Origin of the sequence: Amycolatopsis sp. YIM 10 (assembly GCF_009429145.1) — a bacterium.
Taxonomy (GTDB): Bacteria; Actinomycetota; Actinomycetes; order Mycobacteriales; family Pseudonocardiaceae; genus Amycolatopsis.
Genome location: NZ_CP045480.1, coordinates 7,187,123 through 7,202,511, shown reverse-complemented (window position 1 = coordinate 7,202,511; position 15,389 = coordinate 7,187,123). Strand labels below are relative to the sequence as shown.

Genomic DNA, 15,389 nt, shown 5'->3' with positions numbered 1-15,389 from the left:
CTTGTCCTTGTCAGCGAAGACCGGGAAAGATCGGGCCGGTCAGGAGGACGGGATTGCCGAGGCCGAGTGCTTCTCCCGTGTCGCGCAGGTCTTTCCACACATTGCCGGCCAGCCGCCCGACGTCGGACCATCCGTCATCGAGGCCGTTCTCGAACAGCGAATCGATTGCTCCCGATGCCATGACACCGACTGCCGCGCCGCCGACCGGGCCGAGAACGGCACTGGCGGCGAGGCCGGCGGCGAGACCGCCGCCGTTCGACCACCCGGCTTGCGCCGGCGACTCGTTGTTTTCGCGGTCCAGGTTGTAGCCCCAGACCGCACCTGGTATACCCGCGATTCTTCCGAGGGCCTTGGCAGCCCGCGCCGCCTTGGCCGCGTCGTCGGTAAGGCCCTGTGCGCCAAGTCTGCCCGCGCCGGCTTCCCCCGCCGCGCCGCCGGCTACGAGTCCGGGCACGATGGGGTCGGGGGCCGGGGCGCCCGGCTCAGCCGAACTGGTCTCGTTGAATCCGGTCAGGAAATCCGCGAATCCTTTGCCTATGTTTCCCGTCAGTTCTTGCCCGGTTCCTTCGATCGCGTCCATGACCCCGGTCCCGATTTGATTGAGATAATCAATGGCCAGATTTTCTTCTTCGGGGTCAAATTCGAATATAATTTCCCAGCCTTTACGGACCTGTTCCCGGGCGGCGGTGCTCACGATGTTGTTCTGGTTGATGGCGTTGGCCTTGAACTGCTCGGTCGCGAGCCCGGCTTCGGCTGCCGACGGCAGTAGCGTGGCCGCGAGGTCCGCGTTCTGACCCGCTTCCCGCGCAGTGGCCCGCATCTGCGCGCTGGTGTCGGTGAACTCGGTGACGGCGGCGTCGGCCCGGTCGGCGATCGCGGACGCGGCCCTCGCGGTGTCGTCGCTCTCCTGTGCTGCGGTGTCCAGACGCGTTGTCATGGCCGTGCCGCTTTCGTCACCCCAGGCGTTCTGCAGCTCCGAGCCCTGGCGGCGGGCCTCGTCGCCGGCATGCTGTCCAGCTGCCGCGGTGTCCCGCCACTGGTCGCGGATGCCGTGCAGGGGCGCCGGGTCCGGCGGCGGATTCGCGTTGAGCACCTCCTGCTCGACGGCGTTGCCGGACGTCCCTTCGGCGGCCGCACCTTCATGATCGGTGCCTTGCTGATCGGTGCCTTGTTGATTGGTGGCCCGTTGATCGGTGCCTTGCTGATCCGTGGCCTGTTGATCGGTGGCCTGCTGGTCCGCGCCTTCCTGGCCTGCTGGTTGCTGTCCCACGCCTTCTGGTTGCCGCGCGCTGTCTTCGGAGCCCGCGTCGCCCGCCTGCTCGCCGGTGGCGGTACCGCCGACGCTCGCCGGATCTTGTTCCGCCTGCTCCGGCGCCTGCTCGTTCGCGTCCCCCTCGGACGCCGACGCGCCGGATGGGGGTGCGGCGTCCGTTTCGCTCGTGCTTTCGGGCTGGGTCTGGTGTTCCCCGCCGCCCTCGCCCGCGGCCGCTTTCTCGGATCCCCGCCCACCGGACTCTTGCGGGGCTTGCGACCCGCCCCCCTTGTTGTTCGCGCCACCGTCTGGTTCGGTCATTTCGACCACTCCCTGCGGATATACTCGAACCGCTTTGCGAGCTATGTTCATCCAACACGGGCGTGCGGTGGGGGCCGTGTCCTCTTCCGGACACCGCTGAGCCACGATGTGCCGCACCGACCTAGTCGCGGGAAGGGATGGTGCCGGTGACCGTCAGCGGCTGGAGTTGGTCCGCGACGACGTTGAGCGCGCCGGAGTTCGACTCGAGGATGCCGCGCACCAACAAAGCCGTGCTGCTTCGGATCATGGTGCGGTACTTGCGATCGAGGCCGGGCGAGACGGTGACGTTGACCACCCCGGTTTCGTCCTCCAGGGAAAGGAAAGTGACGCCGCCCGCGGTGGGTGGGCGTTGCCGGTGGGTGACCACACCGCCGACCAGTACGCGGGTGCCACCGAGCACAGTGGACAGTCGGGCCACGGTGAGCGCGCCGCGTTCGGTGAGTTGCGTGCGCAGCAGGTCGACGGGGTGCTGGTCGGCGGACAGGCCGGTGGTGTGCACGTCGGCGGTGAGCAGTTCGAGCGAGCTCATGCCGGGCAGTGCCGGTGGCTGGGCAGGCACGCTGATCCCGGGCAGCAGCCCCGGTTTGTCGCGGGCGGCCGCCCCGGCTGTCCACAGTGCGCGCCGCCGGGATTCTTCGAGTGGTTTCAGGGCGCCCGCAGTGGCCAGGTTTTCCAGTTGCGTCACGCCGAGTTCGGTGCGGCGGGCGAGGTCGTCGATCCCGGTGAAGGGGCGTTCGGCGACCACGCGCGCGGCGGCTTCCTCGCTGAGGCCCCGGATTTCGCCGAGGCCGAGGCGGACGGCGACACCGCCGTGGCTGTCCGGGTCGGGTTCGGTGGTGGTCCACGCCAGGCTGCGTTCGACGTCGGGATGGTGGACGAGCACGCCGTGGCGCCGGGCGTCGGCGGTCAGCGACTGGGTGGAGTAGAAGCCCATGGGCTGGGCCCGCAGCAAACCCGCGCAGAACGCGGCCGGGTGGTACAGCTTCAGGTACGCCGACGCGTAGACGAGATGCGCGAACGACATCGAGTGCGCCTCGGGAAAACCGTAGCCCGCGAACGCTTCGACCTGCGTGAAGATCTGGTCGGCGAGCGCGCCGGTGACGCCGTTGGCGGCGGCTCCCGCGTAGAAGCGTTCGCGGAGCTGGGCCATTTTCCGGTGCGAGCGCTTGGATCCCATGGCGCGGCGGAGCTGGTCCGCTTCGGAGGCGGTGAACGAGGCGACGTCGACGGCCATCTGCATCACCTGTTCCTGGAACAGCGGCACCCCCAGAGTCCGGTCGAGCGACCGCGCCAGCAGCGGGTGCGCGTGTTCCCACTCGTCACCGTTGCGGCGGCGGATGTACGGGTGCACCGAACCGCCCTGGATCGGGCCCGGCCGGATGAGCGCGACTTCGACGACGAGGTCGTAGAACTCGCGCGGCCGCAACCGCGGCAGGGTGGCCAGCTGCGCGCGGGATTCCACTTGAAACACTCCGATCGCGTCGGCGGCGCAGAGCATGTCGTACACGGCCGGGTCCGCCAGATCGAGGTGCGCCAGGTCGATCTCGGTGTGCTCGTGCTCGGCGACCAGATCGATCGTGTAGTGGATCGCCGAGAGCATGCCCAGGCCGAGCAGGTCGAACTTGGTCAGCCCGATTTCGGCGCAATCGTCCTTGTCCCACTGCAGAACGGTGCGATCGGCCATGCGCGCGTTCTCCACCGGCACGATCTCCGACACCGGCTGGTCGGTGATCACCATGCCGCCGGGGTGGATGCCGAGGTGCCGGGGCGTGCCTTCGAGCCCGGCGGCCAGGTCGAGGACGTCGGCGGGGATGTCCTGGTCGGGGTCGGCGCGGGCGGAGGCCAGCGTGCCCCAGGAATCGAGGGTTCTGGCCCAGCGGTCGATCTGGCCGGGGGAGTGGCCCAGCGCGCGGGCGGCGTCGCGGACCGCGGAGCGGTGGCGGTAGGTGATCACGTTGGCGACCAGGGCGGCGCGGTGACGGCCGTGGCGTTCGTAGACGTACTGGATGACCTCTTCGCGGCGGTCGGACTCGATGTCGATGTCGATGTCCGGCGGCCCATCGCGTTCGGGCGCGAGGAAGCGCTCGAACAGCAGGCCCCAGCGAACGGGGTCGGCCTTGGTGATGCCCAGTGCGTAGCAGACCGCGGAGTTCGCGGCCGAGCCCCGGCCCTGGCAGAGGATGTCGTTGTCGCGGCAGAAACGCACGATGTCCCACACCACCAGGAAATAACCCGGGAAGCCGAGAGCTTCGATGATCTCCAGCTCGTGGTCCAACTGCGCGTACGCCTTCGGGTTGTTCTCGCGGGGACCGTAGTGGCGTGCGGCGCCTTCGCGGGTCAGGTGCCGCAGGAAGGTGATTTCGGTGTAACCCTCCTTGACCGGGAACGGCGGCAGGCGCGGCGCGACCAGGCTCAGATCGAAGGAGCATTCGACGCCGAGCAACGCCGCGGCCTGCACAACGCCTTCGTAACGACGGAAAATGTCCGCCATTTCCGCGCCGGAGCGCAGGAAGGCGTCATCGGAGGCACGCAGCCAGCCCTCCATCTCGTCGACGGTGCGCCGGGCCCGCAGTGCCGCGACGGCCGGCGCGAGCGCCCGGCCGCGGCGTGGCGAGTGGTAACGCACGCCCTTCGACGCGATCATCGTCAGGCGATGCTCTTCCGCGAGGGCGGCCAGGTCGCCGTTGTGCACGTCGTCGAGCGGCTCCCCGTAGGCGATCAGTTCCATCACCACGTGCTCGCGCCCGAACTGCTCGATCAAGGTCCTGAGCGCGCGGTCGGCGGCGGGCAGCCCGCCGGTGAGGTAGGCGCGCCGGACCGCTCCGTGATCACCGCCGGTCAGGACTTTGACGTGCCCGGCCAGCTCGCCCACCAACTCCTCGCGGTCGTAGCGCGGAAGTCCCTTCTCCGCGTCGGCGCGCAGGTGCGCGGCGGAGATGACCCGGCACAGCCGCCGGTAGCCCTCCGGGCCGCGGGCCAGTACGAGCAGGTGCTCGCCTTCCGGATAGGCGACGCCGGTTTGCCGGCGCGGCAGGTCCAGGCTGAGTTCGGCGCCGTAGACGGTGCGGACGCCGAGTTCTCGGGCGGCCTGGGCGAAGCGGACCGCGCCGTAGAGGCCGTCGGTGTCGGTCAGCGCCAGCGCGTCCAGCTCCAGCCGGGCGGCTTCCTCGACCAGTTCCTCGGGGGAGGAGACGCCGTCGAGAAAGCTGAAGTAGGAGTGGCAGTGCAGCTCGGCGAACGGCGTCCGCCGGGGCGCGCCGGTGTGGTCGGGCATCCGCCGATCCCGCAGGTCCCGCGGCGGCACGTACAGCTCGCGGCGCCGGTTCGAGGTCGGGCTGTCCCGCTCGATGCCCTCGGCCACCGCCCGGCCGTCCAGCCGGGCCGCGAGATCCTTCCAGCGCGAACCCGCGCCTCCGTTGAACGACACCGGCCGAACACCCTCACCGAACTCGTGCCGCCGAGGGGAAGCCGACCGCGATAGAACACCTGTGCGAATCCTGCGACGACCCGCGGCCAGATGTCAAAGCGGCGGTGCGGAATGTGACGGACCACGCTGTCTGTCACTGCTGCGCGCGGTGCGATCCCGGCTCATGAATCCAACGCAGACTCCTGACGCGACAGTTTGTCCAGGTCGCGTGTGCAGAACCCGTGGTGAGCCCATTCCTCGTCGAGCACGGTGCCGAGGCATTGCCGCACTGCCCGCCCCTTGGCGTACGTGGGCCATCTGTCGTCGTCGGGCACCGGCGCGGGCTGCGCGAGCTGATCAGACGTGACCTCGGCCAGCCACGCCTCGATTTCCGAAGCCTGCCGGTCGCGCACGGCGAGCACCTCGTCGAGGCTCGGTCGGGCGGACGGGTCGAGCCCGTTCTCCTGGTCCATGACAAACGGTGGACCCAGCCCCATGGCCGTGAACGGCTCGGTGAGCCCGAGCACGCAGCGCCGGAACCAGGAGTCGTGCACGAAGACAAGGTGACGCAGGGTTTCGACCATCGACCACTCGCCGTCGACGCCGTGATGCTCGCTGTTCCCGGGCATGGACCGGACACGCTCGGTGGTCGTCGCCCAGGCTTCCTGAAGTTGCCGCCAGGCCTCTCGCAGGTCGGCAGGCTCATCGGAGCGGATCAGCAACCGCACCGGGTGGCGGCGGTCGAGTTCCGCCTCGACGTACGACATGACCTCGACCCCGTTGACCACGAGATTGGTGACCAGGCCGTCGATCTCGGCATCCTGCATGACCACGCCGACCAACCGGGCTCTACTCAGGTCGCACTCGCGGAACTCCGCGCCGGTGAGGTCCTCGTCGTCGAAGCGTCGCATGCGGAAAGACTAGGCGGCATCGCACCCGCGTCAGATGGCGTGGTCCGCCACCAGAACCACCCACCTGGGGGATGACTGTCCTACCTGGACGGTGATCCGGCGCACGTGGTGGCGAAACCCCGGTAACACCAACGCAAACAGCGGCGACTACCGGTGCACTGGGGACGGATGGTGAGGCGACGTGGAACAGGACATCGTGGTCGACTGGTTGCTCGCGGCGTGGCGGGCCGAGATCGACAGCGTGCCCATACCCGCTGGTCTGCCGGTCGGCGAGGCCATGGCCATCGTGGCCCGCGCCTCGGCGCGCGTGACCGCTAGAGTCGCGGTGGACGGGGGCGTGGCGGAAGGACCGGGGTGGATCTGGGGCTCATCGGCCAGGCCGCCGGGATGTTCGCCGTCACCAATCTCGACGACCTCGTCCTCCTGGCGTTGTACTTCGGTCAAGCCGCCGGGCACCGGCGCGGGGGAATCCGCGTCGTCCTCGGGCAGTACCTCGGCTTCACCGCGATCCTCGCGGTCTCGATCGCCGGGGCGTTCGGCGCCGGGCTGCTGCCCGCCTCGGTGATCCCGTACCTGGGCGTGCTGCCGCTCGCGCTCGGGATCCGCGCGGCCTGGCGGCTGCGCCGCGACGGCGACAACGACGGCGACGGCGAGCCGGGCGGTACCGGTACCGGCCCGGCCGTGCTCGCCGTCGCGGCGGTGACCTTCGCCAACGGCGGCGACAACATCGGGGTCTACGTCCCGGTGTTCGCCACGGCCGGGGCCGGCGGCCTGATCGTCTTCGCGGTGGTGTTCCTGGTGCTGGTCGCCCTCTGGTGCCTGCTGGGCCGGTTCTTCGCGGCCCGCCGGGTGGTCGCCGGTGCGCTCGCGCGCTGGGGCCACGTGCTGCTGCCGGTCGTGCTGATCGGGATCGGCCTGCTGATCCTCGTCGAGGGTGGCGCGTTCGGGCTCTGAGCGGTGGTCAGCGCCGCTTCGCGCGGAGGTGCCAGACGGGGCCGAGGATCCGGCCCCGCTCGTCGCGGCGGATCCGGTCCGGGTCGATGGAGAAGCCCATGCTCGCCAGCGCCTGGATGCCGACCTGGACGAACGCTTCCTCGGTCAGTGACGTGGTGTAGGCGTTGCGGCGGATTTCCTCGATGTCCCAATGCTTGCCGAGGTTCGTGCGCAGGTTCTCCTGGCTGACGCTCATCGGGAACCGCAGGCCTTCGTCGATGTCCGCGAAGCACAACAGGTTCAGCTGCCCGCCCGGCGCGGTCACCCGGTGCAGTGCCTCGGCGTAGCGCTGCCGCTGCTCGTCGTCGAGGCAGTGGTACAGCGCGCTGTCGAGCACGGAGTCGTACCGCTGCTCGTCGAGTTCGGTGAGCGAAGTCGCGTCGGACTGCACGAAGGTGACTTCGGCGCCGCGCTTCGCGGCCCGCCGGGCGGCTTCCTCGAGCGCGGTCGCCGAGCCGTCGACGCCGGTGACCCGGTGGCCGCGGGTCGCCAGGAACGCCGCGTTCTCGCCGAGGCCGCAGCCGACGTCCAGCACCTCGCCGTGGAACCGGCCGTCGCGCTCCAGTTCGACCACCGCGGGTTGCGGCGCGCCGATGTCCCACGGCGCGAGGTCGAAGGTGACCTCACTGCCCTTGAGCAGTGGTTTGCCCTGGTAGGCCGCATCGAAATCGACGTCGCGCAGGGGGAAGGCCGACATGGTGAGCACCTTGCCTTTCGGAGGAGTTCAACGCCGTTCAAGGAGTACGGTACGGTACCGTACTGATTCTGTCACGTAGGATCCCGCCATGACCACGGCTCCGCTGCGGGGTGGGCAGGCTCGGCAGGACGAGCTGCTGGCCGCGACCATCGACGTGCTGCGGGAGACCGGCTACGACCGGCTCACCATCGACGCCGTGGTCGCCCGCGCGCGGGCCAGCAAGGCGACGGTCTACCGGCGCTGGCCGAACAAGGCGGCGCTGGTGGTGGCCGCGTTCACCCGCACCATCGAGATCTCCCAGAAGCCGCCGGACACCGGCTCGCTGCGCGATGACCTGGTCGCCGTGCTCGGCGGGCTGATGACCGAACTGGACCGGCTCGGTGACGTGATCACCGGGCTGATCGGCGAGCTGCGGCGAAGCCCCGAACTCGCCGAGGCGATGCGCGGCGGGTTCATCGCCGCCCGCCGCGAGCTGATGGTGCAGGTCTTCGAACGGGGCAAGGCACGCGGCGAGTTCACCGGGGACGCCTACCTCGACACCCTCTGGTACCTGGGGCCCGCGCTCGTTTTCTTCCGCACCCTGATGCTCGGCGAGCCCGTGGACGGCGCGTACGTACGGCACATAGTCGACGACATCGTGCTGCCGCTGGTCCGCTAGGTCAGTCGGCCGGGCCGCGCAGGGTCAGCACCACGCGCAAGACGTGTTCGACGGCGGCCGGGAACACCGCGCCGCGCAGTTCGTCCCGCGTGCCGAGGTTCGCCGCGGCGAACTCCAGCATGCGGTCCGGCCCCGCCCGCCGGACCACCAGTGCCGCGACCTCGTCCAGGTCCAGCTCGGGGTGGTCCAGGCGGGCCAGGGTGAACTCGACGAGCAGTTCCTCGTCGGTCATCGGCCTTCCAGCTCCCGCTGGGCCAGGTCGAGGAAGGCGTCCACCTCGTCGACGTGGTAACCGCGCTGCCCGGACCGCGCCTTGCCGAAGGTGACATCGCGCACTTCCGCCGCGGTGAGGCGATCGGTGCCGCGCAGGGTCTGCTCGATGCGGGCGACAAAGGCGTCGACCGCGTGCTCGTCGTAGCCGCGTCTGAAGAACGGGGACTTCGTGAAACTGGTGTTGCGGACATCGTCGGGCGTCATGCTTCCCAACCTGCCACGCGGACTCAGGGTGTGTCGACGATGGTGAACACCTGGTCCAGGCCGGTGAGCCGGATCGGGTTCAGCACGGCGTGCGTGGTGCAGACCAGCCGGAGCTCCTGGCCGACGCGGTGGCACTGGCTGGCGACCTCGACCAGTGCGGCCAGCCCCGCCGAGTTGAGGAAGGTCACCCGGCGCAGGTCGACGACCAGGTCCAGATCCTCCCCGTTGTCCCTCGCGGTGGCCACGGAGTCCTTCAGTCTCCGCACCGTACTGGTGTCGACTTCACCTTCCACGGTGACGACGAGCTTTGCCGGCGTGCGCTTCCATCGCACCGCGAGACCCACGATCGCTCCTGTACTCGGTTGACATCGACAACACCGAGCGTAGCCGAGGCGGTCACTCCCGTCGTGGGTTCGTTCTGCAGTTGGTGTGCAAGTAACCGGCACGGCCGCCGGTGAAGTCGTGGAGCGCGACCGGCTGGACGTCCTCCAGCGCGTCCGCGGGAGGCATCAGGAAATGGGTTTCGCTCACGGGAAGCAGGTCGTAGGTGAGGCGGTCGGGCTTGCCGAGGAAGTCCGCCTGCATCGGGTCGAGGAACACGGTCAGATGCAGCTTCCCGGCTTCCGCGTGCACTTCGTACCTTGCCCCCGGCCGCTGGTAAACGCCTTCGTACCGGGACGGATCGAGCTTCAGCGCGGGATCCGGGGCGGGCAGCTCCGGTACGGTGACCGTGCCGAGATCGGTCAGGATCTCGTTGAACACCTTGCGGTAGAAGCTTTCCCGTGGGCCGCCGTTGGTCAGCAGCACGATGGCGGTGTCCGAGTCCGGCAGCAGCCGCAGCCGGGCGTTCTGGCCGATCGTGCTGCCGTCGCTGGCGTAGACGGTCTGGCCGTGCCAGTCGCAGACGATCAGGCCGAGCGCCCATTCCGGCCCGAACAGGTACGGATCGGGCACCGGGACCCGTGACCGCGTCATCTCCCGGATGCCTTCGGCCGAGAGGATCCGCCGTCCGTCCGGGGCCGTGCCCTCGTTGAGGAGGACGTGCGCCAGCGCCAGCACTTCGCCGGTGGTCGAGGTGATGTTGCCGCCGGGACCGTAGGCACGCGGGAGGAAGTCGATCGGGGTGACGATCGGGCCTTCGCCGAGCGACCGGATCAGGTGCCCGGTCGCCGCACGGCTCGGGTCGACCCGATCGTTTCGGCTGTTCGTACTGGTCAGGCCCATGGGCTCGAACAGGCGCTCCCGCATGATCTCGTCCCACGGCTTGCCGTCGCGCACTTCCAGGATCCGGGCGAGCACGGCATAACCCAGCGCCGCGCTGTAACCGTGGGTGTGGCCCAGCGGTGAAACCTGTGGCGCGTCGGCGATGTTCTCCACCATGCGCTGGTAGACGTCGTCGCCTTCACCGGGATCGCCGAAGTCCTCCTCGATCCCGCTGGTGTGGTACAGCAGATGGCGAGGGGTGACGCGGGCGCTCACCCCGGGATCGGCCACCGCGAACCCGGGCAGGTACGTCCGCACCGGCTCGTCCAGCTCGACCCCGCCTTCGTCGACGAGTTGCAGGAAAGCCAGTGCGGTCCAGGTTTTGGTCATCGAACCGCATTGGTACACCGTGTCGGTGGTGGCGGGTTCGCCGGTTCCCGCGTTTCGGACGCCGGTGGCGAACTCGGTGATCTGTCCATTGTGGAGAATGCCGATGGCGGCGCTGGGAATGCCGTACTCGGCGAGGAGTCCGGCGGTCACGGCTCGCAGCCGCGGTACGTCGACGGTCATCGCGGGAGACCGACCGCGTTCGCGGCGTCCGCCTCGAAGTACTCCGTGGTGGCGTACGCGCCCGCGTGCGCTTCGAAGAATTCCCGGACGCTCTCGACGGATTCGTGGGTGATGACGTTGACCGCCTTGGTCCCGTCCGCGCTCGCCACCGCGAGCTTCCACTTGGCGGCCTTGGGCAACCGGGTGCGGGCCTTCTTCAGCCCGGTCCAGAACTTCCCGTTGTCCGACACGGTCGACACGACCAGTACGTGCATGGTGATTCCCCTTTCAGAATGAACGAAAGCTACGTTGCGTTCGCTCGATCGTCAACGAGAATGCAGTGAAATTGCCACGTAGAACGGCATATCGTTGCAACAGGATTGCGGGTGAATGCAATTACCCGGAGTGGCCGTTGCACTGTACTGTGGCTGAACGCAAAGGGGGAGGTGATCGGTGTGCCGGGACCCCGGCTGACCCACGAGGAGCGGCGGCGCATCGCGAGATGGCTGGCCGACGGGCTCGGATACGCCGAGATCGGCAGGCGGCTCGACCGCCCCACGTCCACGATCAGCCGTGAGGTGGCGCGCAACGGCACGTCCGGCGACTACCGGCCCGACCACGCCCAGCAGGTCGCCGGGCACCGCGCCCGCCGGAGCAAACCCGCGAAGCCCGCGGAACCCGAGCAGGACGGGACGTCCGGCGGTTTTGTCGACCGGTTCGCCGGTCTGCTGGCCGCGACCGGGATGCCCCGGATGACCGCGAGGGTGTTCGTCTGCCTGCTCACCGCGGACCGCGGACTGACCGCGGCCGAGCTGGTGCGCCGGTTGCGGGTCAGCCCGGCGTCGGTGTCCAAGTCCATCGGTTATCTCGAAGCGATGGGATTGGTGGTGCGCCAAGCGGATCCCGGCGAACGCCGCGAGCGGTACGGCGTCGACGACGAAGTCTGGCTCCGTGCCTGGCAGACCGACACCGGCGCGCACCGCGAGATCGCCACCGCCGCGCGGCAGGGCGCCGAGATCTTCGGCGCGGGAACGACCGCCGCGGCCAGGTTCGGGGAGATGGCCCGGTTCTTCGGCAGGCTCAGCGAGCAGATGGACGGCAGCACCCTCGCCGACTCCGTGGTGTACGACGCGCTGACGGTGATCGCCGCGCTCGCGCACGGCGGCCGGCCGCTCACGCCGGACGTGCTGGCCAGTGCGCTCGGCTGGTCCCTGGATCGCACCATCGCGGCACTCGGTGCGATCCGCGAACAACCGGCCATCGCCGATCCCCTCGCGCTGGAAGAGATCGGCGACGGAACCTGCGCGCTCGTCGCCCGGCCGGATCGGCTGAACGGGGTTCAGCGCCGGGCGATCACTGACGCAGGAAGTTCACGAGTTCCGTGGTGACGAACCCGGGGTTCTCTTCGACGAGCCAGTGCCCGGCGCGGGGAACCTCGACGGCACGCGCGATCGTGCTGATCCGGGGTGCCACCGTGGCCCTGGTGGATTCGAGCAGGCCTTCGGCGCTCATCAGCAGGGTCGGCGTGGTGATGGGAGCGGCGCCGGTGTTGGCCGCGACGTCCTGGCCCAGGGTGCGGTACAGCTCGAAGCCGCCGTGGAGCACTTCGGGCCGGGTGTAGGTCCGGGCGTATTCGTCGACTTCGGCTTCGTCGAACGGCGACGGAGCGCCGGGTCCGCCGAAGGCCGTGCCGCCGAACGCGACCTGCGGGTAGAACAACGCGAGGTAGTCGCGGACGTCGTTTCCCACTACGGTTTCCGGCACCCGCGGCTGGGAGTGGAAGGCGATGTGCCAGCTCAGTCCGCGGTAGGTGGTGGCGTCGATCGCCGGACCCGGCAGTGGCAGGTCCAGGTAGGCGAGTTTGCCGACGTCGCCGGGGAACTGCGCGGCGTACTGGAAGGCGACCGCGGCACCGAGGTCGTGCCCGGCGATCCGCGCGTCCCGCTGCCCGAGCCGGTCGGCGACGAGGGTGTGGGTGTAGCGGGCGAGGGTGGCTTTGTCGTAGCTGGGCGGGGCGCCCGCGCTGTCGCCGAGGCCGGGTAGGTCGATCGCGTACACGGTGAAGTGGTCGGCGAGCGCGGGCAGGATTTCGCGCCAGCTGTACCAGGTCTGCGGCCAGCCGTGCAGCAGCACGAGCGCGGGGCCGGTGCCGCCGGTGACGTAGTGCATGCGCACACCGTCGACGTCGGCGAACTCGTGGCGGAAGCGGGCGGAGAACTCGGCGTCGCCACGGGTCGCGGCCTCGTGATCGGCGGCGGGCGCTGATCTGTCCACCACCTCGGTGGCCGAACCACAGGCGGTGAGTAGCACGGCCGCGGCCAGTGCGGCGGCGGCGCGGCGGAGGATCCGGTGCATCGGGACTGTCTTTCGGTTCGGGGTCATCGGCCGCGGCTGCCGTCGATGAATTCGCGGAGGATGTCGGCGTGCCCGGCGTGCCGGGCGGTTTCCTCGATCAGATGGGTCAGCGTCCAGCGCAGCGAGGCGCCCGTGACGGACTCGGTCAGCTCGGTGGCCGCGATGACTTCGTTGGCCCGCGCGGTGGTCGCCCGGTAGGCGGCGAGGATCTCCTCGGCGCTTTCCTTCGGTGCCGGGCGGAAGGTGGCGCCCCAGTTGGTGGTGCGGACCCCGAGCAGCCAGTGCCGTTCGACGTGGGTGAGGTGCTTGACCAGGCCGAGCAGATTGGTGCCCGACGGCACGCCCGCGGTGCGGACGTGGGGTTCGGGCACGCCCTCGGCCTTGGCGGCCACCGACGTGCGCAGGTAGTCCAGGAAACCCACCAGGACTTCCTTCTCGCCGGGGCCGGTCCTGGGCGGCCCCTGGTCCAAAGTGGTCATGAGGCACTGTTGCCCGGCTCGGCACCGGATTGCACGAAATCTTGCCGAGTCGGCAAGATGGGGGGATGGCTGAGGAGATCGAGGACGCGCTGGAAGCGGTCGGGCCGCGCCTTCGCGGGCTGCGCAAGCAGCGGGGGTTCACGCTGGCCGAGCTGTCCGCGACCACCGGCATCTCGGAGAGCACGCTGTCCAGGCTGGAAAGCGGCCGCCGCCGGCCCAACCTGGAACTGCTGCTGCCGCTGGCCCGGTCGTACGGGGTGCCGCTCGACGACCTCGTCGGCGCGCCGCGCACCGGGGATCCGCGCATCCACCTGAAGCCGATCCACCGCCACGGCATGACGTTCGTGCCGCTGACCCGGCGGGCGGGCGGGCTGCAGGCGTTCAAGATGCTCATCCCGGCCAGGGCGGAACCGGGGGAGCCGACCCCGCAGACCCACGGCGGGTACGAGTGGCTCTACGTGCTCGACGGACGACTGCGGCTGGTGGTCGGCGACCGCGACCTGGTGCTGCCGCCAGGGGAGGCGGCCGAGTTCGACACCGCGCTGCCGCACTTTCTCGGCACCGCCGACGGACGGGCGGTCGAACTGCTCGTCCTCTTCGGCCCTCAGGGCGAACGCGCCCACATCCGCGCCAGCTCACGGTGAAGCGTCGAGGATGGCGGCGAGCCGGGCGACGCCACGCCGGATGGTCTGTTCGTTGAGCGTGGCGTAACCGAAGATCAGGCCGCCGCGTTCGGGCCGTCCGAGGTGGTACTGCGCCAGCCCCGCGATGCCGACGCCGTTCGCGGCCGCCGTTTCGACCACGGCCGCCTCGTCCCAGCCGGGCGGCAGCCAGGTCACCAGGTGCAGCCCGGCCGAGATGCCCGCCGGTTCCAGCTCGGGCAGGAACTCGTGCAGCGCGCCGAGCAGCGCGTCGCGGCGGCGCCGGTAGACCGGGCGCATGCGGCGCAGGTGCCGGTCGAATTCGCCGCGGGTGAGGAAATCGGCGAAGGTCAGCTGGTCCATCACCGGCGAGCCCCGGTCGGCGGCCACCTTCGCCTCCGCGACCGGACCGACGAGGTGCGCGGGCAGCACGAGCCAGCCGAGCCGCAACCCCGGCGCGAGCGTTTTGCTCGCGGTTCCGGCGTAGGCGACCTGCTCGGGTGCCAGGCCCTGCAGGGCACCGATGGGCGCGCGGTCGTAGCGGTATTCGGTGTCGTAGTCGTCCTCGATCACCAGCGCGCCGGTGCGGGCGGCCCAGCGCACCACCGCCGCGCGCGCGTCCGCGGCCAGCACACCGCCGGTCGGCCACTGGTGCGACGGGGTGAGCACGAGGGCGTCGGCGTGCGTGCGGTCGAGCGCGGTCACGTCGATTCCCTCGGGCCCGACCGGAACGCCGGTGACCGACATGCCCAGTGCGGCGGCGATCGGCCGGGCGTCGTCGTCGGCCGAGGGATCCTCCACCGCGATCCGCTTCGCACCGGCGTCGGCGAGCACCCGCAGCAGCAGCGCGAGGCCCTGGGCGTAACCGTTGCAGATGACCACGCGGTCCGGCGTGGCCGCCGTGCCGCGCACGCGGTTGAGGTAGTCGCTCAGCGCCAGGTGCAGTTCCGGCACACCGCGCCCGTCGAGATAACCGAAGCGGTCCGCCGGGATTTCCGTGAGCACGCGGCGGATCGACCGCAGCCAGGCGGCTCGCGGGAAGCTCGACACGTCGGCCCGTCCGTAGCCGAAGTCGATCGCGGGCGCCGGTGGCCGGACGGCCCGCGGTGCCGGTCGCGGTGCGGTCCGCGCCCCGGCGGCGACCTGGGTGTAGCCGCCGGACCGGCTCGCCAGGTACCCCTCGGCCACCAGCTGCTGGTACGCCTCGACGACCACGCCGCGCGACACACCGAGGTCCGCGGCCAGCGCCCGGGTTGGCGGCAGCGAGGTGCCGAGCGGCAACCGCCCGGACTGGACGCCTTCCCGGATGGCGGTCCCCAGCTGGCGGTGCAGCGGTACCTTCGTGTCCCGGTCGAGCTGGACGAGCAGTTCGGCGGACAGCGAATTGGTCCTGGATCGCGACATGGAATTGGACTTTAGGGTCCGGACCGATTCCCGTCACGCTGGT

Annotated in this window: 16 protein-coding genes; 4 read left to right on the top strand and 12 right to left on the bottom strand. The window is 70.0% G+C overall.

Translation table 11 applies throughout. The annotated features are described in order from the left end of the window. Positions 1-10: 10 nt before the first annotated feature. The 3 genes from YIM_RS33905 to YIM_RS33895 form a co-directional block, all read right to left on the bottom strand. On the bottom strand, positions 11-1,573 hold the full coding sequence (locus YIM_RS33905) for a hypothetical protein (RefSeq protein ID WP_153034191.1): 1,563 nt from the start codon (positions 1,571-1,573) through the stop codon (positions 11-13). 121 nt (positions 1,574-1,694) lie between these two features. Beyond that, a complete protein-coding gene (locus tag YIM_RS33900) occupies positions 1,695-5,000 on the bottom strand; it encodes an error-prone DNA polymerase (protein WP_370468905.1) in 3,306 nt (1,101 codons plus the stop codon). A 161-nt stretch (positions 5,001-5,161) separates the two neighbouring features. Continuing rightward, positions 5,162-5,890 carry a DinB family protein gene (locus YIM_RS33895; protein ID WP_153034190.1) on the bottom strand — a complete coding sequence of 243 codons (729 nt, stop codon included), beginning with the start codon at positions 5,888-5,890 and terminating at the stop codon, positions 5,162-5,164. Positions 5,891-6,244: 354 nt separating this feature from the next. Here YIM_RS33895 and YIM_RS33890 point away from each other — a divergent pair, with 354 nt between their 5' ends. Then, positions 6,245-6,844: a cadmium resistance transporter gene (locus tag YIM_RS33890; RefSeq protein WP_153034189.1), complete on the top strand. Its 600-nt coding sequence runs from the start codon at positions 6,245-6,247 to the stop codon at positions 6,842-6,844. 7 nt (positions 6,845-6,851) lie between these two features. Here YIM_RS33890 and YIM_RS33885 read toward each other — a convergent pair whose 3' ends face one another. Beyond that, entirely contained in the window at positions 6,852-7,580 is a 729-nt protein-coding gene (locus YIM_RS33885; RefSeq protein ID WP_153034188.1) for a class I SAM-dependent methyltransferase, read from the bottom strand. Between the two features lie 88 nt (positions 7,581-7,668). Between YIM_RS33885 and YIM_RS33880 the strand changes: the two genes are divergently transcribed. Further along, the gene (locus tag YIM_RS33880) at positions 7,669-8,238 is read left to right on the top strand and encodes a TetR/AcrR family transcriptional regulator (RefSeq protein WP_153034187.1); all 570 of its coding nucleotides are present in this window, start codon (positions 7,669-7,671) and stop codon (positions 8,236-8,238) included. 1 nt (position 8,239) lies between these two features. On the opposite strand, the gene YIM_RS33875 is transcribed toward YIM_RS33880, so the two are convergent. The 5 genes from YIM_RS33875 to YIM_RS33855 all read right to left on the bottom strand — a co-directional run bounded on the left by YIM_RS33875 (position 8,240) and on the right by YIM_RS33855 (position 10,742). Further along, the gene (locus YIM_RS33875) at positions 8,240-8,470 is read right to left on the bottom strand and encodes a hypothetical protein (protein ID WP_153034186.1); all 231 of its coding nucleotides are present in this window, start codon (positions 8,468-8,470) and stop codon (positions 8,240-8,242) included. Then, positions 8,467-8,715 (bottom strand): DivIVA domain-containing protein, encoded by a 249-nt coding sequence (locus YIM_RS33870; RefSeq protein WP_153034185.1) that lies wholly within the window; start codon positions 8,713-8,715, stop codon positions 8,467-8,469. Before YIM_RS33870 ends, YIM_RS33875 begins: the two co-directional genes overlap by 4 nt. Before the next feature lie 23 nt (positions 8,716-8,738). Continuing rightward, positions 8,739-9,047 (bottom strand): STAS domain-containing protein, encoded by a 309-nt coding sequence (locus YIM_RS33865; protein WP_228005049.1) that lies wholly within the window; start codon positions 9,045-9,047, stop codon positions 8,739-8,741. A gap of 64 nt (positions 9,048-9,111) precedes the next feature. Next, positions 9,112-10,488 (bottom strand): serine hydrolase, encoded by a 1,377-nt coding sequence (locus tag YIM_RS33860; protein WP_153034184.1) that lies wholly within the window; start codon positions 10,486-10,488, stop codon positions 9,112-9,114. Beyond that, on the bottom strand, positions 10,485-10,742 hold the full coding sequence (locus YIM_RS33855) for a hypothetical protein (protein WP_153034183.1): 258 nt from the start codon (positions 10,740-10,742) through the stop codon (positions 10,485-10,487). Before YIM_RS33855 ends, YIM_RS33860 begins: the two co-directional genes overlap by 4 nt. A gap of 180 nt (positions 10,743-10,922) precedes the next feature. Here YIM_RS33855 and YIM_RS33850 point away from each other — a divergent pair, with 180 nt between their 5' ends. After that, on the top strand, positions 10,923-11,855 hold the full coding sequence (locus YIM_RS33850; protein WP_153034182.1) for a helix-turn-helix domain-containing protein: 933 nt from the start codon (positions 10,923-10,925) through the stop codon (positions 11,853-11,855). Here the strand turns inward: YIM_RS33850 and YIM_RS33845 are convergent. Both YIM_RS33845 and YIM_RS33840 read right to left on the bottom strand, forming a co-directional pair. Continuing rightward, a complete protein-coding gene (locus YIM_RS33845) occupies positions 11,821-12,813 on the bottom strand; it encodes an alpha/beta fold hydrolase (protein ID WP_153037415.1) in 993 nt (330 codons plus the stop codon). The genes YIM_RS33850 and YIM_RS33845 overlap by 35 nt on opposite strands. Before the next feature lie 32 nt (positions 12,814-12,845). After that, positions 12,846-13,301 carry a DinB family protein gene (locus YIM_RS33840; protein WP_153034181.1) on the bottom strand — a complete coding sequence of 152 codons (456 nt, stop codon included), beginning with the start codon at positions 13,299-13,301 and terminating at the stop codon, positions 12,846-12,848. Positions 13,302-13,366: 65 nt separating this feature from the next. Here YIM_RS33840 and YIM_RS33835 point away from each other — a divergent pair, with 65 nt between their 5' ends. Then, entirely contained in the window at positions 13,367-13,945 is a 579-nt protein-coding gene (locus YIM_RS33835; RefSeq protein ID WP_153034180.1) for a helix-turn-helix domain-containing protein, read from the top strand. On the opposite strand, the gene YIM_RS33830 is transcribed toward YIM_RS33835, so the two are convergent. Next, positions 13,937-15,346 carry a PLP-dependent aminotransferase family protein gene (locus YIM_RS33830; RefSeq protein ID WP_153034179.1) on the bottom strand — a complete coding sequence of 470 codons (1,410 nt, stop codon included), beginning with the start codon at positions 15,344-15,346 and terminating at the stop codon, positions 13,937-13,939. The two genes, YIM_RS33835 and YIM_RS33830, sit on opposite strands and share 9 nt — an antisense overlap. Positions 15,347-15,389 lie beyond the last annotated feature (43 nt).